Origin of the sequence: Parabacteroides johnsonii DSM 18315, assembly GCF_025151045.1 — a bacterium.
Classification (GTDB): Bacteria; Bacteroidota; Bacteroidia; order Bacteroidales; family Tannerellaceae; genus Parabacteroides; species Parabacteroides johnsonii.
On sequence record NZ_CP102285.1, the window covers coordinates 1,964,157 to 1,984,295 of the forward strand.

Annotated in this window: 11 protein-coding genes and 1 pseudogene; 5 read left to right on the forward strand and 7 right to left on the reverse strand. The window is 45.7% G+C overall.

The annotated features are described in order from the left end of the window. Positions 1 to 261: 261 nt before the first annotated feature. Positions 262 to 1,215, reverse strand: coding sequence for an NAD-dependent epimerase/dehydratase family protein (locus NQ564_RS08040; RefSeq protein ID WP_008155655.1), 954 nt, complete (start codon positions 1,213 to 1,215; stop codon positions 262 to 264). A gap of 236 nt (positions 1,216 to 1,451) precedes the next feature. Between NQ564_RS08040 and kbl the strand changes: the two genes are divergently transcribed. The 4 genes from kbl to NQ564_RS08060 all read left to right on the forward strand — a co-directional run bounded on the left by kbl (position 1,452) and on the right by NQ564_RS08060 (position 6,287). Beyond that, the gene (gene kbl / locus NQ564_RS08045) at positions 1,452 to 2,642 is read left to right on the forward strand and encodes a glycine C-acetyltransferase (protein ID WP_008145747.1); all 1,191 of its coding nucleotides are present in this window, start codon (positions 1,452 to 1,454) and stop codon (positions 2,640 to 2,642) included. 143 nt (positions 2,643 to 2,785) lie between these two features. Then, positions 2,786 to 3,631: a histidinol-phosphatase gene (locus NQ564_RS08050; RefSeq protein ID WP_039847968.1), complete on the forward strand. Its 846-nt coding sequence runs from the start codon at positions 2,786 to 2,788 to the stop codon at positions 3,629 to 3,631. A gap of 104 nt (positions 3,632 to 3,735) precedes the next feature. Then, on the forward strand, positions 3,736 to 4,422 hold the full coding sequence (locus tag NQ564_RS08055; protein ID WP_008155650.1) for a response regulator transcription factor: 687 nt from the start codon (positions 3,736 to 3,738) through the stop codon (positions 4,420 to 4,422). A 95-nt stretch (positions 4,423 to 4,517) separates the two neighbouring features. Next, positions 4,518 to 6,287, forward strand: a complete 1,770-nt coding sequence (locus tag NQ564_RS08060) for a sensor histidine kinase (RefSeq protein WP_129650013.1) — start codon at positions 4,518 to 4,520, stop codon at positions 6,285 to 6,287. A 495-nt stretch (positions 6,288 to 6,782) separates the two neighbouring features. On the opposite strand, the gene NQ564_RS08065 is transcribed toward NQ564_RS08060, so the two are convergent. The 5 genes and pseudogenes from NQ564_RS08065 to NQ564_RS08085 form a co-directional block, all read right to left on the reverse strand. Further along, on the reverse strand, positions 6,783 to 9,164 hold the full coding sequence (locus NQ564_RS08065; protein WP_008145736.1) for an ABC transporter permease: 2,382 nt from the start codon (positions 9,162 to 9,164) through the stop codon (positions 6,783 to 6,785). An 18-nt stretch (positions 9,165 to 9,182) separates the two neighbouring features. Further along, a complete protein-coding gene (locus NQ564_RS08070) occupies positions 9,183 to 11,513 on the reverse strand; it encodes an ABC transporter permease (protein WP_008145735.1) in 2,331 nt (776 codons plus the stop codon). A gap of 95 nt (positions 11,514 to 11,608) precedes the next feature. Continuing rightward, positions 11,609 to 12,289, reverse strand: a complete 681-nt coding sequence (locus NQ564_RS08075; RefSeq protein WP_008155644.1) for an ABC transporter ATP-binding protein — start codon at positions 12,287 to 12,289, stop codon at positions 11,609 to 11,611. Positions 12,290 to 12,471: 182 nt separating this feature from the next. After that, positions 12,472 to 14,854 (reverse strand): annotated as a pseudogene (locus tag NQ564_RS08080) (ABC transporter permease). A 199-nt stretch (positions 14,855 to 15,053) separates the two neighbouring features. After that, complete coding sequence (locus NQ564_RS08085; protein WP_008145726.1) at positions 15,054 to 16,232, reverse strand: 6-bladed beta-propeller; 1,179 nt, start codon at positions 16,230 to 16,232, stop codon at positions 15,054 to 15,056. Positions 16,233 to 16,413: 181 nt separating this feature from the next. Here NQ564_RS08085 and NQ564_RS08090 point away from each other — a divergent pair, with 181 nt between their 5' ends. Next, a complete protein-coding gene (locus NQ564_RS08090) occupies positions 16,414 to 17,574 on the forward strand; it encodes an MFS transporter (RefSeq protein ID WP_039847970.1) in 1,161 nt (386 codons plus the stop codon). On the opposite strand, the gene NQ564_RS08095 is transcribed toward NQ564_RS08090, so the two are convergent. Beyond that, the gene (locus NQ564_RS08095; RefSeq protein WP_087375269.1) at positions 17,571 to 19,586 is read right to left on the reverse strand and encodes a glycosyl hydrolase; all 2,016 of its coding nucleotides are present in this window, start codon (positions 19,584 to 19,586) and stop codon (positions 17,571 to 17,573) included. The two genes, NQ564_RS08090 and NQ564_RS08095, sit on opposite strands and share 4 nt — an antisense overlap. Positions 19,587 to 20,139: the final 553 nt, after the last annotated feature.

The following is a 20,139-nucleotide window of genomic DNA, read 5'->3' on the forward strand; positions in this document are numbered from 1 at the left end:
CAAATATAGGGAGTTTATGTTATACAGCATAATATTTCACCGAAAAAGTACTTTTCCTTAACCTGATTTAACTATTTCATGTTTTACAACATAATTTTTCATGCACTTTTAACTTAATCGTTTCCTACACAAGAAACAGTCACATTGTTATTGAAACTGCCTACAATACTGAATAAAAACGATACAAACAAAAAGGCGACGATCCGGATGGACAGTCGCCTTTTTCTCCTATTGATCAGTTAATGACCGGGGAATTAATTCTTATTTGTTGAAACGTTCTTTCAATTTTGCCAACATATCCTGAGTCATGGCATCCAGGTCGAATTCCGGTTTCCAGCCCCATTCCTGACGGGCACACGTGTCGTCCAGAGAGTTCGGCCAAGATTCTGCGATAGCCTGACGCAACGGATCTACATCATATTCCATCTGGAAGTCAGGAACATACTTTTTGATATTGTTGTAGATAATTTCAGGATCAAAGCTCATAGAGGCAATGTTGAAAGAGTTACGATGAACGAATTTCGTCGAATCGGCTTCCATAATTTCAATAGCTGCACGCAGACCGTCCGGCATATACATCATATCCATGAATGTACCCTGCTTGATCGGACATACGAACTTCTCGCCTTTGGCAGCCGAATAATAGATATCAACTGCGTAGTCGGTCGTACCCCCACCCGGAGGTGTTACATAAGAGATAAGACCCGGAAAACGTACGGAACGAGTGTCGACACCGAAACGGATATTATAGTAGTCACTCAACAACTCGCCTGAAACCTTCGTAACACCGTACATGGTACGCGGGTTACGGATTGTATCCTGCGGAGTCTTGTCTTTCGGTGTGTTATTGCCGAATACACCAATGGAACTCGGAGTGAATACTGCACAATTCATTTCACGTGCCACTTCCAATACATTAAACAAACCGCCCATACCGATTTTCCAAGCCAGCTGCGGTTTTGCTTCTGCAACAGCCGACAGCAAGGCTGCCAGGTTATAAATCGTATCTACTTTATATTTAGATACAGTTTCAGCAATCTGCTGTTCGTTTGTAATGTCGACAATTGCAGAAGGTCCTGATTCCAACAGTTCACCTTTAGGTTCCTGTCCGGGGATGTAACCTGCTACAATGTTTCCACCGTAGATACCTCTCAACTTCATGGTTAACTCTGATCCAATCTGACCGGTAGAACCAATTACTAATACATTCTTCATTGCGTTTGATGTTCTTTTAAGTTTTTCTGCGGCAAAGGTATAGAGAATAAAAACATTCCGGTATGAATTTCTTGTATTTTTTTAGCCTATATATTCAAAAAAAATATGACCTTTGCCGCATCGGCAGACAAATCAGAGACAAAGAAAAAGGTTTCGAAAAGATATTTTGCCACTTGTCTGCGATAAAAGAGATATAATTGTCAACTTAATTAGAAATACTAACAAAAAACAAAGTTATGTACGGTAAACTGAAAGATTTCCTTACTCAGGAATTGGCAAACATCAAAGCTGCCGGATTGTATAAGAACGAGCGTATCATCACCACTCCTCAAAGAGCCGACATCAAAGTAAACGCAGGAAGCGACGTTTTGAACTTCTGCGCAAACAACTACCTGGGCCTGTCCGACAACCAACGTCTGATCAAGGCAGCCAAAGAAGCTATGGACACACACGGATACGGCATGTCATCCGTCCGTTTCATCTGCGGGACACAGGATCTTCACAAACAACTGGAAGCTGCTATCTCCGATTATTTCAAAACCGAAGATACAATCCTGTACGCTGCTTGTTTCGATGCCAACGGTGGTCTGTTCGAACCGTTGTTCACTGAAGAGGATGCGATCATCTCCGACGCTTTGAACCATGCCTCCATCATCGACGGCGTACGTCTTTGCAAGGCAAAACGCTACCGTTATGCCAATGCAGACATGGCCGACCTGGAACGTTGCCTGCAAGAAGCCCAGGCACAACGTCACCGCATCATCGCAACAGACGGTGTGTTCTCTATGGACGGAAACGTGGCTCCGATGGACAAGATCTGCGAACTGGCAGAAAAATACGACGCATTGGTAATGGTCGACGAATCCCACTCTGCCGGTGTCGTAGGCCCGACAGGACACGGTGTGGCTGAACAATATAATGTATACGGAAGAGTCGATATCTTCACAGGTACATTAGGTAAAGCATTCGGTGGCGCTATGGGCGGATTCACAACCGGAAAGAAAGAGATCATCGACATGCTGCGTCAGCGCTCCCGTCCTTATCTGTTCTCCAACTCTGTCGCTCCCGCTATCGTAGGTGCCAGCCTGGAAATGTTCAAGATGCTGAAAGAAAGCGACGCATTGCATACGAAACTGATGAACAATGTCAGCTATTTCCGCGAAAAGATGTTAGCTGCCGGTTTCGATATCAAGCCGACTCAGTCCGCTATCTGCGCCGTTATGCTGTATGATGCCAAATTATCTCAGGATTTCGCAGCTAAGATGCAAGAAGAAGGCATTTATGTAACCGGTTTCTATTATCCGGTAGTGCCGAAAGACCAGGCCCGTATCCGCGTACAGTTGTCCGCTGGCCACGAAACAGAACATCTGGATAAAGCTATCGAAGCATTTATCAAGGTGGGTAAAGAACTGAATGTAATAAAATAAAACATACAATTTTTTCATCCTTTAAGTGTTTTCAAGGCTTGATTCCGCCGCTAATCCCTCGGCAGCAATCAAGCCTTTTTTTATCAAACAGGTTGTCTTTCGGGATAAAAAAATTATCTTTGTCTTCTTACAAGTAAAATTTTATGCAACTCAGTAACTACCATAGCCATTGTACATTTTGTGACGGGCGGAGTACGCCGGAAGACTTCGTTAAATTCGCTGTTGCGCACGGGTTCCGCGCCTACGGTTTTTCATCCCATTCACCATTGCCGTTCGAAACATTCTGGAACATGTCGAAAGATGATATGCCCGAATATCTGACAGAGATAGAACGGCTGAAAAAGAAATACAACGACCGGTTGGAAATATACGTGGGACTGGAAATCGATTTCTTAGACAAGAGCTACAACGCATCCATCCCCTACTTCCGTAACTTGCCGCTCGATTACCGCATCGGCTCCATCCACTTTCTGCCAATCGCACAGCCGCTTGCAGAAGAGAATATGGTGTGCATCGACGGCTCTTTCCGGGAATACCAGAAGTCTGTCGACACCTACTACGACGGAGATATCCGCAAGTTGGTCGCCCATTATTTCAGCTCCACACAGCAAATGATCGAGGCAGGCGGAATCGACATTGTCGGCCACATGGACAAGATATACATGAACGGCCACAAATGCGAAGGCTTCGACCTGCAAGCAGACTGGTATCAAAAACCGCTCAACGACTGCCTGCACCTGATCGCAGAAAAGGGCCTGATGGTCGAAGTCAACACAAAAAACCTCGTGAAAAAACAGGAGGTCTATCCGCATACCGACTATCTGCACCGCCTCCGCGAGTTGAATATTCCGGTGATGGTAAACTCCGACTGCCACTACCCGGACCTGGTGAACGACGGACGTGCGGAAGCATTCGAGCTGCTGAAAAAAAACGGGTTCAAATCCACCCGCGAACTGATCAGCGGGCAGTGGCAGGATGTGCCGATCTGACGCATTTGTAATAAGAATGTAATATGTATTTCATTCCATCGAAATACATAAATACGTCCTTTGCAGAAATAAATTGTATTTGTAATAAAAAAGAGACAAAGATTATGGATATGCCAAAAATTCTTGTAGTGGACGATGAAGAGGATTTATGCGAGATCCTCAAGTTCAATCTTGAGATAGAAGGGTATGAGGTAGACACGGCTTTCAGCGCCGAGGAAGCGTTGAAGATGGACATAGCCTCCTACCAACTGCTGCTTTTAGATGTCATGATGGGTGAAATATCCGGATTCAAGATGGCCAGCATCCTCAGGAAAGAAGAAAAGACGGCCGATATCCCCATCATCTTCCTGACAGCCAAGGATACCGAAAACGATATGCTGACAGGCTTCAACCTGGGAGCCGACGACTATATATCCAAGCCCTTCTCCATCCGCCAGGTGGTGGCACGCGTGAAAGCCGTGTTGCGCCGTACATCAGACAAGGAGAAAGTACAGGAAAACGAATGCCTCAAATACGAAACCCTATCACTCGACACGAAGCGTATCAAAGCCTCTGTCGATGGGCAGGAAGTCCCGCTCACCAAAAAGGAATTCGAGATACTGAAACTCCTCCTCGAAAACAAAGGAAATGTGTTCTCACGCGAGGAAATCCTTTCCCGGATATGGAAAGACGAAGTATATGTGCTTGACCGCACCATCGATGTAAATATCACTCGCCTACGCAAAAAGATCGGGCCGTATGGCAAGAACATCGTAACGCGCCTCGGTTTCGGATACTGCTTTGAGAGTTGAGAGTGGAAAGTTGAAAGTGGAGGGCACACAGACCTCAACTCTCAACTTTCAGTTCCCAACTTTTAACTCTCAACTTTCAACTCTCAACTCATATTATGGTCAAGATAGAATCAACAACAAACAGCAGAATACCGTTTAGCCAGCGACTTTTCTGGTCAATATTCGCCATGTTTCTGGGGTTCACAGCTTGCTTCCTGCTATTCCAGTATCAGCGGGAACGAGAGTTTGCCCAGGAAAAGTTGAATAACGTGTTGGGGAATTACAATTACCAGTTGTTCCGCCGCACACAACAGGTAGAAGATATCAGCCAAGTGGTCCACCAGTTTATCGACGACATCCCCCAAAAAGATCTTCGCGTGACCATTATTGACCCCGCGGGGAAAGTGCTGTTCGATAATAGTGGCGCCGAGGAGTTCAACAACCATAACGACCGCAGCGAGGTGCGCAAGGCACGCCTCTACAATGAAGGATTCGCCATCCGTTCGTCTAATTCGACCGGTAAACGTTATTTCTACACGGCGACGAATATCGGCGGGTATATCTACCGTTCCGCTCTTCCCTGGGATCCTTACACGCAACGCGTACTGACAATCGACAAGGATTTCATCTACTTTATGGCGTTGATGACGCTGATATTCTTCTTCGTCCTCTCCCGTTTCACGTTCAGCATCGGACGGACGATCTCGAAACTGCGCGATTTCGCCCTGAATGTGGAGAAAGACCGCATACCGGAGAATGAATATGTCTTTCCTAACGACGAGCTTGGAGACATATCGAAGAACATCGTCGGGCTTTACCACCGCCAGCAGAAGGCCAAAGACGAGCTTTCGATGGAACGCGAGAAGCTGATCAAGCATTTCCAATATGCAAAAGAAGGTTTCGCCATGTTCACGCCGGAAGGCAGGGAGATATTGTCCAACATCCTGTTCGTACAGTTTGCAAACCTGATTTCCGACATGCAGATACGGCAATCGGAAGACGCAGTCGACATCCCGGAACTGGAACCGATCCATCTGTTCCTTTCCAAAAACATCCCGAACACGAACCGCAAACGGAAAGTGCTACGCGAATCGGTCACGGTGGACAAAAATGGGAAGATTTTCCTGATCGAATGTATCCTGTTCCTCGACAACAGCTACGAGATATCTATCAACGATATATCCCGTCAGGAGGAAGAAAGCCGGATGAAACGACAGCTGACACAGAACGTGGCGCACGAGCTGAAAACTCCCGTCAGCAGTATCCAAGGCTACCTCGAAACGATCATCAGCAACCCGGAATTGCCGGACGACAAACGCCGCTTCTTCCTCGAACGCTGCTACTCGCAGAGTACAAGGCTAACGGGACTACTGCGCGACATCTCGGTATTGAACCGGCTGGACGAAGCTTCCGAAATGTTCGAGTTATCGGAAGTAAACATCCGGAAATTAGTCGGCGAGATCGAGAAGGAATGTTCGAAGGAGATGGAGGAAAAAAAGATCACGACAGAGGTGGCCCTTCCAGGCAACCCCACGATCTATGGCAATTATTCGCTGCTCTACTCGATCTTCCGCAACCTCTACGACAATGCAATCGCGTATGCGGGCGAAGGCATCCGGATCACGGTAAGTTGCTACAAGGAGGACCCGAAGTTCTACTATTTCAGCTTCTCGGACAATGGCGTCGGCGTCTCAGAAGAACACGTGAATCGTATCTTCGAACGCTTCTACCGTGTCGACAAGGGCCGCAGCCGCAAGGTGGGCGGGACCGGTCTGGGACTCTCCATCGTCAAGAACGGCGTGAACTTCCACAAAGGACAGATATCCGCCAAGAGTGGGCTGGGCAAGGGGATGACGTTCTTCTTTACACTCAAGAAAAAGATTTGATTCTGTTACTTTTCTCTTGAAAGAAAAGTAACCAAAAGTTCAAGGCTTAACCGTCTGGGCTACTCCGGGCAAAGACTACGCTGTCGCCTGCGAAACTCGCTTCGCTCAGACAGCGCTGGCTCCGGACGCTCCGTCTTTGCCCTTCGCTTGACGCCCATCCGCTTAGGCCTTTCCAAGAAAGCTACGCTTTCTCTTAGGATGGCCGATACCGACAGTTCTTTTTGCGGCCCCGTGTCAAGCACGGGGACAAGCCTGTTCCCGCACTTGATGCGGAATCGAAAAGAAGCAGACAGTATCGGCCATCCCCAAAGAGCCGTCAAGCTCTATTTCCGGCCTAAGCTGGTGAGCGTTAAGCGCAGTGACCGGAGTGAGCGCCCGGAGCGTCTGCTGTCTGAGCGAAGCGAGTTTCAGACGCGACAGCGAACGAAGGGAACGAAGTAGCTCGCCAGGTTCAGCCTTGAACTTTTGGTTACTTTTCTTTCAAGAGAAAAGTAACTATTCCTTCACACTATCCACCGGATTCTCATTCGCCGTCCGCCAGTTCTGGAACGAGACGGTCAGGAAAGTGACCAGGAAAATGATGCCGAAAGCCAATGCGAACACCCACCAATAGACAGGCGTACGATAGGCAAAATTTTCGAGCCAGCCGGCGGCAAACAGGTAAGCGACCGGTGTGGCAAGAACGAAGCAGACCACGACTATAGAAAGATATTTGCGATTAAACATCAGCAGGATATCCGTCACCGTCGCCCCGTAGACTTTGCGGATGCCGATCTCCCGACGGCGGTATTCCGTCTCAAAGATCACCAGGCCGAAGACACCCACGACCGAGATCAGGATTGCTAACAAGCTCGCCCCCGTCACCATCTTCTTTACAAACTCCTCGCGATGATAAAGCTGGTTATAAAGCGAGTCGTAAAACTCTACTTCCAACGGATAAGAAGCATCCAGCCCCGACACCACCTCGCGAAGACGGTCGACCGCCTTGGTTACATCCGCCCCTGCTCTAAGGCGGATATAAGCATAACTCAACCACTGGAACTTATTGTCGGGCGAGACACAAAAAGCAATGTTCTGTTCCTCCTCCCGGAGCGAAGTCAGCGCCACATCACCTATAAAACCGGTGATCCGTCCCGGTCCCCACCCCATATCGACCATCTCTCCGACTTCAAGCCCGTTTGCCCGGCGAGCCGTCTCATTGAATATAAAATGAAAATTGCCATCCTTATCGTCCGACGGCGAGAAACAATTTCCGTCCGTCACCTCGATCCCCATCACATCCAAGAACGAAGGGGAGACACTTAAAAAGAAACCGGGAAAAGCCTCTTCCTTATGCGTAAACTCGTAAGTCGAATACGCATCCTCGCCCCCTACCTTTTGGGCGGAAAAAGCGACACCTTCTATATCGGGATATTTCATCAACTGGCCGGTAAAAGCATCCTTATGCTTGATACATAGATCCCGGCTAAGCTCAGTAATCATGATCTGGTCCTGGTCGAAACCAAGCGCATAATGACGCATGAAATAGTTCTGCAACTGAATGATGCACGCCCCAACGATCAGTGCGACAGAGACGATATACTGGAAGCCGATCAACACCGTGCGCAACCTGCGTCCGTTCAGCGACAGCCCGAAACTCCCTTTCAGCACTAATGCTGGCGGGAAAGAGGTGATATAATAAGCCGGATAGACACCCGACAGGCTCCCCACCAACAAAGCGATTCCCCCCGTCACCAGCACAATCGGCAGGTTCGGCAGCAAACTAATATCCGCCTCTACAAAAGACAGGTATTGTCCTCTGTCCAACAAATAGACCCAAACGAGTGCCAACAGGTAAGCCATCAAGCAAATAGCCGCCGCCTCCACCAACAACGACAGGCGGAGCGCACTCGCCGGGCTTCCCAACACTTTCTGTGTGTTGATGCTCCGGATACGCATCGGAGTGAGGGCAGTACTGAAATTCATATAATTGACCGCCGCGATCAACAGGATCAGCCAAGCGATTAGAAAAAGCAGGCGTACTGTTTCGGGGCTTTGTGTCCTGAGCGAGTTGCTTCCCCATATGTCCTGCATATTCATATAATGAAGTTCTTCAAGTGGCAGCAATCGGAGATGGAGATTTTCACATCCCCAGATTTGCGAGAAATCGAACGTCCGGTTGAAATTATCCTCCACCACTTTGGCAGATTCGGGACTATCAAGGAGCAGGTAACAAAGCCAGTTCGATCCGCCCCACTCGGTAGGTTTCCGGAAAGAAGCATCTATCGCAGAGTAGATCGTGTTACCCAATTGCGTGTTATCCGGAAAATCGCGGTAGACACCCCCTACTGTCAGGTCGCGGCCGGCCTTTGTCCAAACGGCCTCCTTAAAATGGATCTGCCGCCCTACAGCCGGTTCGCTACCGAACATTCGGTGTGCCATGCTCTCCGGGATAATCGCTTTTTCGGGATCGGAAAGGCAATCCTTGTCCCCTTCGACAAATGAGAATCCGAATATATCCACGATTGCAGGATGGCAGGTCGTCACCTTTTCGCGAAAACCTTCTGCATCACTTCCCTCGCCGACCGAGAGATAGTTCCGTTTGTCATAAGGAGTAATCATCGTCCCAGCCTCGATATGGGGAGAGGAGGCGATCAGCACGTCGGAAAAAGCACCGGGATAAATCACGCGGCCATTCGCCATCACACTGTCGCAGAGTTCGGCAAGGAAGATGCGTCCCGCCTTCGGATGGCAACGGTCGAAACTATGGTCATGGCTCACCTGCATCATAATGACCAAGAATGCCGTAAAGGCAACAGACAAGCCTATGATATTCAGACCGACTGCCATCTGAAAACGCCTGAGGACGCTCAGAAAATTGCGCAAAAGTGTTTTCATTATTTTTCATTTTTAATTTCAATTGTTCTTCACGCTCTCCACCGGATTCGCATTCGCCGCATTCCAGCTCTGGAAGAATACCGCCAGGAAGGAGATCAGAAGGCAAAACAGGCCAGCCGCAATGAAGATCAGCGGGCTAAGTGTGATCCGGTAGTTGTAGTCCTCCAACCATTGCTTCATAAAAAACCAGCTCAGTGGCGTCGCGATCACGAACGCAATCCCAACATACATCAGGAACGTACCGACGAGGCGAATCAAGATTCCCCGGTTGTCCGAACCGAACACCTTGCGGATCGCCACCTCCTGCGAACGTTGCAGGATGAAATAGGTCGACATCGCCAGTAACCCCAACAGAGAAATCAGGATCGCAATGCAGGCAAAGATCACCACGATCTTGGCCAAACGGATCTGCGACTCAAAATGTGCTCGGATGCCCTGGTCAATAAACCGCCCCTCGAAAGGAATACCCGACACCTCCTCGAAGACCTTGCGCACAGACTCATATGCTTCGACTGGATCACCCTGTACCTCGATCACATAATCCCACGGCCACCAGCCGGATTCCGTATTCCGGAAACGGAACATCACCGGTGAATTTTTCCGCGTGATGTCCCTCAACTGGAAATCACGGATCACCCCTAAGATCGGGACCGTATTTTCATACATCTTGAAAGAAGGGGCATCTTCCGTCAGTTCCATCTGTTTAAAAGCCAGCTCGTTCAAATACCAGCCTCCATCGGCATTAGCCACCCGGTTGTCCGACTTGATTTCGAAACCGAAGATGTGGAAAGCCGCACTGTCGACCTGCACTTGCTGGAAGCTGAGCGATTTGCCTTCATAAGTTCCGCTCATATTGTTCGTCCCACTCGAAGGTGTCCCGTTGCTGTGACCGACGGCCTTGACCATCGGAAGCTGGCGCAACAGATCTTCCGCCCGCTCCATCTCGCTCTTCGAACGGAAAACATTATTCGATTCGATGATGTTCGTCGTATTATAGCCCAACGGAGCATGTATCAGATGGTCGATCTGGAGATACATCGTCAGCGAGGCAGCGATCATGGCGATCGTAATTACATTCTGAAACGTAATAAAGACCTTACTGAACACCATCTTCGTCTGCCGGCGGAACGTCCCGCGCACTACGTCGATCGGCTTGGCCGACGAGATCATCAAGGCCGGAAGGAGTCCCGACAAAGCTCCCGTCAGCACAATAAATGCAACGATCGCCCCTATCCAAAGTGGTGTCGCCAGCACATCGAACGTCAAACGCACCTGCAACAAATCATTGGCATACGGCAATGCCGCCTTGGCACACATCAGCCCGATAATAAACGAAACGACTGTCAGGAAAGTAGCCTCCAGCATCAACCGCAGGAACAGTTCCACACGCGAAGAACCTAAAAGGCGACGTGTCGCCATCTCCTTCGCCCGCTGGCCGGCCTGTGCCACCGTCAGGTTGATATAGTTGATGATCGCGAAAATCAGGATCAGGATACCGACAGACATCAGGACCAATGAAAAGCGCTTATCCCCTCGGTTCAAACTATGCACCCCTGTATTTCCGAAATAGATCTCCGAAAGGGGAACAATGCGCACCTCTTTCATGAAATCATTCTTGTAAAGCCAATACCGCTCTTTGAAAAAGCTCAATATCTCATCCGCCCGTCCCTGCAAGTCCATTCCCGGCTTCAGCAACAGGAACGAGACACAGGAGCCGGCATTACCCGGATTTGTCTTCGACAATGACTGGTTGAATTCCGTCACCCGCTCGATACGCACCAACAGGTCCATATTCGGAATCACCGAACGGTTGATGTCCTCCATGACACCGGTTACCATGACACTGGTCGAGTCGCTGATGCGCAAACTCTTCCCGATCGGATTATCATTACCGAATACTTTCCGGGCAAAGCTTTCCGAAACTACCACGCTGTAGGGATCTTCCAGAAGCCGGTCACGGTCACCATCGAGTACCTTGAACGAAAAAAGATCGAAAAACGTTGAATCCGCATACACAAGATCAGCCGTCAACTTCTTGTCGCCATAAAAAATCTGTTTGCCCTTCCCCTGATCCGTGATGACCGGACAGACTTTTTCGATTTCCGGATAACGTTCTTCCAACCAATAAGAAACCGGAACAGCCGATTCCAAAAACTCTTCATTGCCGATAGCAACGATCCGGTCGTAATTCGCCTGCTGCTTGTCAATATTCAATTCCCGTTCCACATATACCGCAATCAGGATCACGAACATCAGCGAAACGGACAGTCCGAAGACATCTATCGCCGTGTACCCTTTATTCCGGCTCAGGAATTTCAGAAAAGATTTTATATCCAATAGATTGCTCATAATGTTACTTTTAATTAAGCGATATATCCGACTTTCCCAAGCCGGATATATCTACAAAAAACAATTTGAATGTGTCTATGCGTTTTTGCAAAAAATCAAATGAATTCGCTTATGGATGAAACGATACTACCGTCGAACAGGTTGATCACGCGGTGGGCGAAACTCGCATCGTGTTTAGAGTGGGTCACCATGACGATAGTGGTTCCTTCTTTGTTTAGTTCAGTCAGGAGTTGCATCACTTCAGCACCGTTTTTGGAGTCGAGGTTACCGGTCGGCTCATCGGCGAGAATGATTTTCGGATTCGAAACGACGGCACGGGCGATGGCTACACGCTGCTGCTGACCTCCGGAAAGCTGCTGCGGGAAGTGACTGGCCCGGTGGCTGATGTTCATGCGTTTCAGGATATCACTCACCATCTGCTTGCGCTCGCTTGCTTTCACTTTCAGGTAGGTAAGCGGCAACTCCACGTTTTCAAATACATTCAGTTCATCGATCAGGTTAAAACTCTGGAACACGAAACCGATATTGCCTTTACGCACCTGTGTACGTTCTTTTTCTTTCAGGTGTCCGACTTCTTTGCCCGCCAGGTAATAGTCGCCCGACGTCGGATTGTCCAGCAAACCTAAGATATTCAGCAAAGTGGACTTTCCACAGCCGGAAGGGCCCATGATTGCCACAAACTCACCATCCTTCACTTCCATCGACACTCCGTTCAATGCTATCGTTTCCACTTCTTCCGTACGGAAAAACTTACTTAATCCTTCAATTTTAATCATGACTGTATCTGTTTTTATTGTTATTACTTCTTCTTGCTTACTTATAGGCAAACAGCGTGCCAAAGTATATAAACTATTTATTTACAACATTATAAAGATTTCGATATTTCTGGGGAGTGTCTAATTTTTAGACAGTAGTGTAAAGATATTAGACACTCACCGAAAAATGAAGGGTGTTCAACTTATTCTGATTTTAGACTTTCCACTGGATTCGAATTAGCCACTTTCCAAGTACGATAAACCACACAAATGGCAACTATCACCCAAACCGAGAGAGCGCCTATGATAAAGACCATAGGATGCAAACTAACCTTTTCCTGGAACTGTTCTTGCCAATAGTCCGAGATAAAATAGGAACCGACACATCCTATCAAAACAGCCGGAATGGCGATCTGCATAATATCTTTCAAGAAAATCCGGATAATGTCGAATGATTCCGCCCCATTCACTTTGCGGATAGCCAACTCTTTGCGACGACGGTTGATCTCATCGTTTGTATATCCGATAAGACCGATCAAGGAAATAATTAGCGTGATGATCCCTCCAACCAGCACTTGATCGCGGAATTTCCGGGAATCCCGATATAAATTGACGACATCTACCGAATAGATCGACAATGTCTCATTGCGGTCCGGCATCACTTCCAACAAACGATTGTTGACTTTATCAACCGCCTCGGCTGTCAAAGTGTTGAACTTAACCAATTGGATCGATAAAGGAGTACTACTAGACCGAAGGGCGATCATCCAAGCGAGCCAAAGAGCCGATCCGATAATTTTCATATACACCGCAAATGGTGTAGTAACCTCCCGACATGGCATTGACATTCTCACCCTGGTCATGTCCGGTAATAAAAATCTGCTTTCCTATCGGTCCATCCGGCCAATTGGCATACATCTGTATCTTTTCGACAAAGGCGCGATTCACCATAATTTCATAAGAAACAGCAACGTTTTCCGTAAATGAACGCCCTTCGATCACGGGGATTTCCATCAATTCCAGATAGCCATTTCCTACCCAATATTGGTCTGCCACATTAAACAACTGTTCTTCCGATCCGGGCAACGAGATATTGTTTCCCGACATACCACTAAGAGGCAATGCATAGGCTGTTGAAACCATTTCTACCTCCGGCATACGCATCAATTCCTGTGAAACCTTCGACCGATTCGTCGAATCGAGTCCTGCGATGTTGCAATAAGCCAAACGGTCGTAAGCATAGCCTGGATCATCATGTATCATAAACTGATGCTGCCGAATCACATTCATCAACAAGGTGACCAACAATCCCGCCGCAATGAATTGCAAGAATAACAACCCTAATTTCCACACCCGCTTGCTCTCACGAAAATTACGAAACGCAGAAGCTACCGGAATGCGAGCAAACAGGAAACCCGGCACATACCCTGTCAACAAAAAGACAACTGCACATATCATCAACAGTAGCCATGCCCCCTTTGAAAGCAGCAAGTTCGCTACCGAAACGCCTAACAAATCCTCGATCACATCTTGGCATAAGAAGATGATAAAAATAGCTAACAGTAAGGAAATCATCATGTGTACAAATGTTTCGGACATTATCATACTATAGATATTTCCTTCCGAAGCACCATAAGACTTGTGTACTGCCACCTCTTTCGTCCGGTTGACGATCGAAGAGATTGCAATCAAAATATAATTCATAACTGCCGTAAACAACAAAGCGAAAGCCAAAACGGCAAGCATCATCATCATGTTTTCGACATCACTGCTGCCACTATGCATCTCCAACATTGGCTTCATGAAAAAATCTAATTCAACTCCAGCCTTTTGCATTTCTTCCTGGTCGATATGGCGCAGTGTCATTTCATGTATGGCCGGTTTCAGGCTTTCAGGGGAGACACCCGGAGAAAGGCGCACGTAACTCAAATAACGATCGTTGCCCACCCAATTGGTACGACTCCATTCATTCATACCATTCATAGAAACCAACATATCAAACCGCAGATGCGAGTTCTCCGGAATATCTTCAAATACGCCCCCGATCGTCAGCTTCATTCCCGGCATATCGTCCGGAGTGATCTGAATCCCGTTTACCGCATCGATGCCCCCCATCTTCTCAGCCAATGAACGAGAGATCATGGCGTACCAGGGACGAGCCAACACCTCTCTCGGGTTACCCAGCAGAATCGGCCGCTGCAAAACATCGAACACATTGCTATCTGCCATCAAGATATAATCAGCAAAATAGCGTTCTTTTTCCGGCGTCTTGAATGTCGTTCCTTCACCGGCAATATATGTCAAGCGAGTTGCCTCCTCGATACCAGGAACTTCAGCCTTCATCCCGCTTGCCACAGCCCCAGGAACTTGAGGAAAGTCGCCACTTCCATCTGCCGTAACAAAACTTTCAGTCAATCGATAGATACGATCAGCATCCGGATAGAACGTATCATACGACTGTTCAAAATAGATTTTCGCAATCAAGACCAAAGCGACCGATAACCCTACGCTCAGGGAAACAATTTTCATTCCGTTGTGTCGCCCTTTCTTAAAAAGGGAACGAACTGCGATGTTTAAGTTTTTCATATCGTCATGTAATTTATTATATTCTGCCTTTATAGAATCAAAAAACGTGCCAAAACACATAATACACTAAGGTTCAAACAAATAAATACAACGATATTTTTTCAAAGTGTCCAATTATTTGACAATGGTGTACAATAATTAGACACTCTTGGTTTATTATCCGGCATAGAAAAGACGCTACTACCGAATACAGAAAAAACTAATACAGTTCGACCTCCACCAACACTGGATTGTCCTCTTCGTCCAGTGTTTCCGTTATCTCCAACAGCTTGCCGCTCAACTTATGATTCTCTTTTGCCTCCAACAGAACATGGGGATACAGGATAAAATATAATTTGTTATCCGAAACAACCGGATATTGATTATTGTATCCTTCAAATTCAACATTAACCAAACTGCCGACGGCAGGACTCTTCTTATTTATATCATAGACATAGAGTTGACGTTTCAACTGATTCATTCCTTCATCTTTCAAAAAGACGGCATCCACAAGCATAATCCGGGAAGTTGCCGCCATTAAGGCACAGCCGATCTTACCATCTTTTTCTTTAGTCAATGGCAAACGGGCAAACATCGGAACCAGTTCACGGGATGGGGAAATAGCATAGAGCGTATCGGCTGCCGGCTGGCTCAACAGGTATTTCCCACTAGCCGGAAAGAAATGCTGTTGGCGTCCCACAAGGATAAAAGGCTTACCTTCCCGCATGGTCCATACAAGATTCTGAAAACGCCCTTCAGACCTTACCGGCACAGCTTCGATCTTACCGGTTTCCTTATCCATCAAAAGGAAGGGATAAGGATTGGGATCCGGAAGCTCTTCAGCATATTTTTTCAGTTCGCCATCCTGGATAAAAGGGGTATTTCTCATTTCGGACAATAACAGGAACCGGCCATTCAAAGAGATAATATCGTCTATCAAAATGGAATCTGGGATCGGTAACGAGCGCTTATATCTGCCATCCATTCCGTAAACCTGTATTCTTTTAGGGGCACAGATAAAAACCTCCGCTTTCTCTTGGTCGAAGGCAAAATAATAAATACCTGTATACTCGTCGGCTCCCTGCCCTTTATGGTTAAAGCGGCTTAAACTATTGCCATCCTTATCAAACCCTAAAACATCACCGCCTCCCCGATCATAGAAAAAGAGTTTATCACCACAGGGGAGTAAGCGCATATGGTCTCCCAACAAAATACTGTCGGATGTGTGAAAACGGATGTACCTGACATTCCCTATATCCTGCAAAGTCACTTCTTTTTCAGGTATATCCTGACGAAAATCCAGCACCGGCAAGGCTTCCTCCACCCCAGAATTTTTCTTACATGCTCCCAATGTGCACAATAGCAAAATAGTCGGTAACAAAATAAAAATGTTTCTCATAATATGATTTTTTAAGTTGATCCTATCAATATACGAAAGCAAATAAAACAATTTAATTCAAAATAAACAAACACATTACGAATATTTCGTTTATTTACGCTCAAAACGTAAAATGAGTACGACGCATATCATTTTCCAAAAGGAAGAAAAGCCATTTCATATATTTTGTACTTTTGCAGGCATGAAACGGAACATACTTGCTCTTTATCTGATCAAACTATCCAAATGGTTCACACTGGTTATGCCTATCATCGTGCTTTTTTACGAAAAACACGGGCTAGGATTGCAGGACGTGTTTATCCTGAAGAGTGTTTACTCGGTAGCTGCCGTAGCTTTGGAGATTCCTTCGGGTTATCTGGCTGATGTTTGGGGACGCCGAAAATGCCTGATACTGGGGTGTATCCTTTTCTTTCTCGGATACCTGTGCTATTCGTTCACTTCAACATTCACAGCTTTCCTTTTCGCCGAAATCTTGTTAGGCACAGGGCAAACACTGGTGAACGGTGCAGATTCCGCTCTATTATACGACACTACCGCCCAATACCAAAAAGAGAATTTATACTTACGATATGAGGGACGGATCACAATGATCGGTAATTTCGCCGAAGCACTGGCGGGTATCTTTGGCGGTTTATTGGCAGCTTATTCCCTTCGTCTTCCTTTTTATGCGCAAGCTGTGATTGCATTTACAGGCATTCCGGCAGCATTCGTACTTAAGGAGGTCAGCCGTTCCAATAAAATACAGAATCCGGTAAACGAGATTGTCCGGATCATTAAATATTCGCTGGTAACGAACAAGCAACTTTGCTACAATATCATGTATTCAGGTATCATTGGGGCAGCCACTCTCACGATGGCTTGGTTCGTACAACCGGTTTTAATGTATCTGAAAACTCCCGTTTCCTGGTATGGCGTTATTTGGACAGTGCTGAACCTGACGGTCGGCTTCGCCGCTCTCTGGTCCGACCGGGTGGACAACTACTTCGGTCCGCGTAAGATGGGAATCCTGATCCTCGTCTTTATCGTCGGCGGATATATCTCCTTAGCTTTCAACCTTACATATGCCGGCCTTGCCATATTGTTCGTCTTTTACATTTTCCGAGGCTTTGCCACACCCATCCTCAAAGGCTACATCAACCAAATGACATTTTCCGACATGAGGGCGACAGTGCTTTCCATCCGTAACTTCATTATCCGCCTGATGTTCGCCGCTATCGCCCCCTTCATCGGTTGGTTGAATGACATGTATTCCCTCCAGATAGCCTTGCTCGTTTCAGCCGGGATCATATTGATACCGGGAGGGATATTATTAGGGTTGCAGTTCAGAAAAAATAATCATTAAAATTCATCTCTGTCCGGAATAATCATCAAACGCACCGGCCCCAATAACCCGGAGGGTCTCAATGTATCTTGTCTCGTATACTTGGATATATTTGTCTGAGTATACCTTTCAGCCTCAGGAAGAAATTGATCTCCAATTAACCGATTAGGCCACAAATTTGTTACTTTGATTTCTATCTTATTTCTTCCCTGTTTTACATATTCCGAAATCTCCTTTTGAAATGGCCTCAGCCAACAAGTTCCCAGATTATGTCCATTAAGAACAATTTCAGCCACATTATACAATTCTCCTAAATCAAGAAAAACTTTTGCTCCCTCAATCTCGTCTTTTATTATAAATGTATTTTGATAAGAAGCTGTCCCCGAATAATATTTTATACCTAAATTCTCTGATTCAGGCCAAGATATCAAATTCTTAAATTCAACAGATCCGGGTCCTCCCATTTCCGTTGAAAAAGAGACATTCCAAGATGTATTTATCGTTAAATATCGTGCAGAAGCAATTGTAATATTCTTACTTTCACCATTACTATAAGTCAATTGATAATTTCCACTTTTCTCCAAAAAGCAACTTCTATTACCATCCGGCCCTGTAACAGAAATTATAGAAGGTTTCGCATTCTCCTTTTTCTCAAAAATAATGAAATAAGAGCCATACGGATCAAATGAACAAGGAATATGAGTCCTTTCCCCATCATCAACATATACCCTTTGCTCTATTACTGTACCATCCACTGGATTCCAAATATAAGGTACCTTTCCAGAAGTCCTGAAAGATAAAGTTGCATAATCTATTGCCTCCTCTCTCAAATTGGCCAAATAATAAATGTCATACTCCTTATTTCGACGATGAATAAAGTCCAATGAGAAATTCGAATCTCTATTTTCTATTTTCAAATCCGGCTCTATTTTTTTCTCGGACAAAATCTGATCGATATTTTTCCCATAGACTATTTTTCCATTTCCAACAGTTCTATCTATCAGTGGTGTATCAAGTTCTCCCCACAATAAATTCGTGATACTTTTTATCTGGCGATCTATCTCTGTACTTTTATATAAACCAATAGAACAAATAGGTCTGGGACCAACAATCGTTGCACCGTCATACACCATCTCCCTTATTTTTTCCAATACCTCTATAGAAATTCCACTTTCTTCCGGTAAAACCAATAATTCATATGAAATTCCATTTGGCAAGCATATCTTCCCATCTTGAACCGACATTTGATTTAATATGACATCAGAATTAACATAATCGTATTGATAACCAAGATCCATAAGAGCAGAATCTTGCTTATATTGAATCCTTTTTTCAATGCCGGTACCATAATAAATACAAACATCTACAACAGGAGTTCCCTGCTGCAGCACATATTGATTACGGGCCAGATAAGTATTCCAATCCAAAGAATAATTCCACCAAGTAGTATTCCTGTTTATATAGGTCCCTGCATAATAGACAAAACCAGGTTTCGCTGTTAGAGACGGAGAATGAGGATATGTATGAAAATACAATTTATTGATTCCTTCACAGAAAGCACGGTCCGCAGTCGGTTTTAAAAAATAAGGATCTTCCTCCCATTGAGGTCCGACCGATGTAAAAGATTCTGCAGAAATAACATTTTTACCATAAATATGCCCGGCAGAGACAGCTTCTTTCGTCAAAAAACGCTGCTTTAAGGATATACGATGTGTTTTGGAACGAGCCCAAAACTCCCCCATAGGAACATCCGAATATTTTTGACATAATAATGCATCCGACTGATTCTGATGGGGGCCCGAAGCCTCACACATCGTCAATAATCCATCTTTGTGAGCAACTTCTTGTTGGTAACGATAATGTTCCGCAATCAGGTCTGAAACCGTTTGTTTGTAATCATTCATAAACCTTTGAGAAACATCATGACTTTCTATAATCTCATTTGCAAAAACCGGTAGATACGGAATCGGATCATATCCTCTCCTTGGGGGTGTGTCATAATTCCCCCTTTCTTTTTTTATGCTGGACAACATATAAAGTAAAGTCTAAAAAAAATTGTTTTGTATAAAATAAAATTGTTCCTTTGCAAAGTCACTCGTTTTAAGAGATATTATAAGTAGAGAGTAACCAAGCAAAAGAAGCCTTGACTATACGGGATGTGTAGCTTGACAACTTATCGTGTCAGGCTTTTTTTGTAATATGGGATTGACAAGGATAAATAATAATATAATAATGACAGCCGAAACTTTAATTATGACGAGGAGCGTGTCCCATATTTGGGGCGCGCTCCTTTTGTAAAAGCCGGTATTCCCACAGCAGTCTTATTGGATCATACCGAAATCCTGAGGGATTAAATATAACCATCTTTCAAAGTATCTATTGCATCTTCCTATAAGCCCCCTGATAGTATTCAAGTATTTATTATAATCCCCGATAGTGTAAAAATAATTGCAAATTCAACTTAGAAGTGCAACTTCGCAGTGTGTTTCCCATGAAAAAACCACTGCGGGTTTGCCCCAGCGGCAGGGGTGCATAGCCCCTGAGAGCGTAGAATCAATTAGCAATACAATAAAAAAGGAGACCGAA

Excerpts from the sequence above, each read along its gene's own strand:
- NQ564_RS08040 (WP_008155655.1), bottom strand. The coding sequence starts at position 1,215 with ATGAAGAATGTATTAGTAATTGGTTCTACCGGTCAGATTGGATCAGAG.
- kbl (WP_008145747.1), top strand. The coding sequence starts at position 1,452 with ATGTACGGTAAACTGAAAGATTTCCTTACTCAGGAATTGGCAAACATC.
- NQ564_RS08050 (WP_039847968.1), top strand. The coding sequence starts at position 2,786 with ATGCAACTCAGTAACTACCATAGCCATTGTACATTTTGTGACGGGCGG.
- NQ564_RS08055 (WP_008155650.1), top strand. The coding sequence starts at position 3,736 with ATGGATATGCCAAAAATTCTTGTAGTGGACGATGAAGAGGATTTATGC.
- NQ564_RS08060 (WP_129650013.1), top strand. The coding sequence starts at position 4,518 with ATGGTCAAGATAGAATCAACAACAAACAGCAGAATACCGTTTAGCCAG.
- NQ564_RS08065 (WP_008145736.1), bottom strand. The coding sequence starts at position 9,164 with ATGAAAACACTTTTGCGCAATTTTCTGAGCGTCCTCAGGCGTTTTCAG.
- NQ564_RS08070 (WP_008145735.1), bottom strand. The coding sequence starts at position 11,513 with ATGAGCAATCTATTGGATATAAAATCTTTTCTGAAATTCCTGAGCCGG.
- NQ564_RS08075 (WP_008155644.1), bottom strand. The coding sequence starts at position 12,289 with ATGATTAAAATTGAAGGATTAAGTAAGTTTTTCCGTACGGAAGAAGTG.
- NQ564_RS08085 (WP_008145726.1), bottom strand. The coding sequence starts at position 16,232 with ATGAGAAACATTTTTATTTTGTTACCGACTATTTTGCTATTGTGCACA.
- NQ564_RS08090 (WP_039847970.1), top strand. The coding sequence starts at position 16,414 with ATGAAACGGAACATACTTGCTCTTTATCTGATCAAACTATCCAAATGG.
- NQ564_RS08095 (WP_087375269.1), bottom strand. The coding sequence starts at position 19,586 with ATGTTGTCCAGCATAAAAAAAGAAAGGGGGAATTATGACACACCCCCA.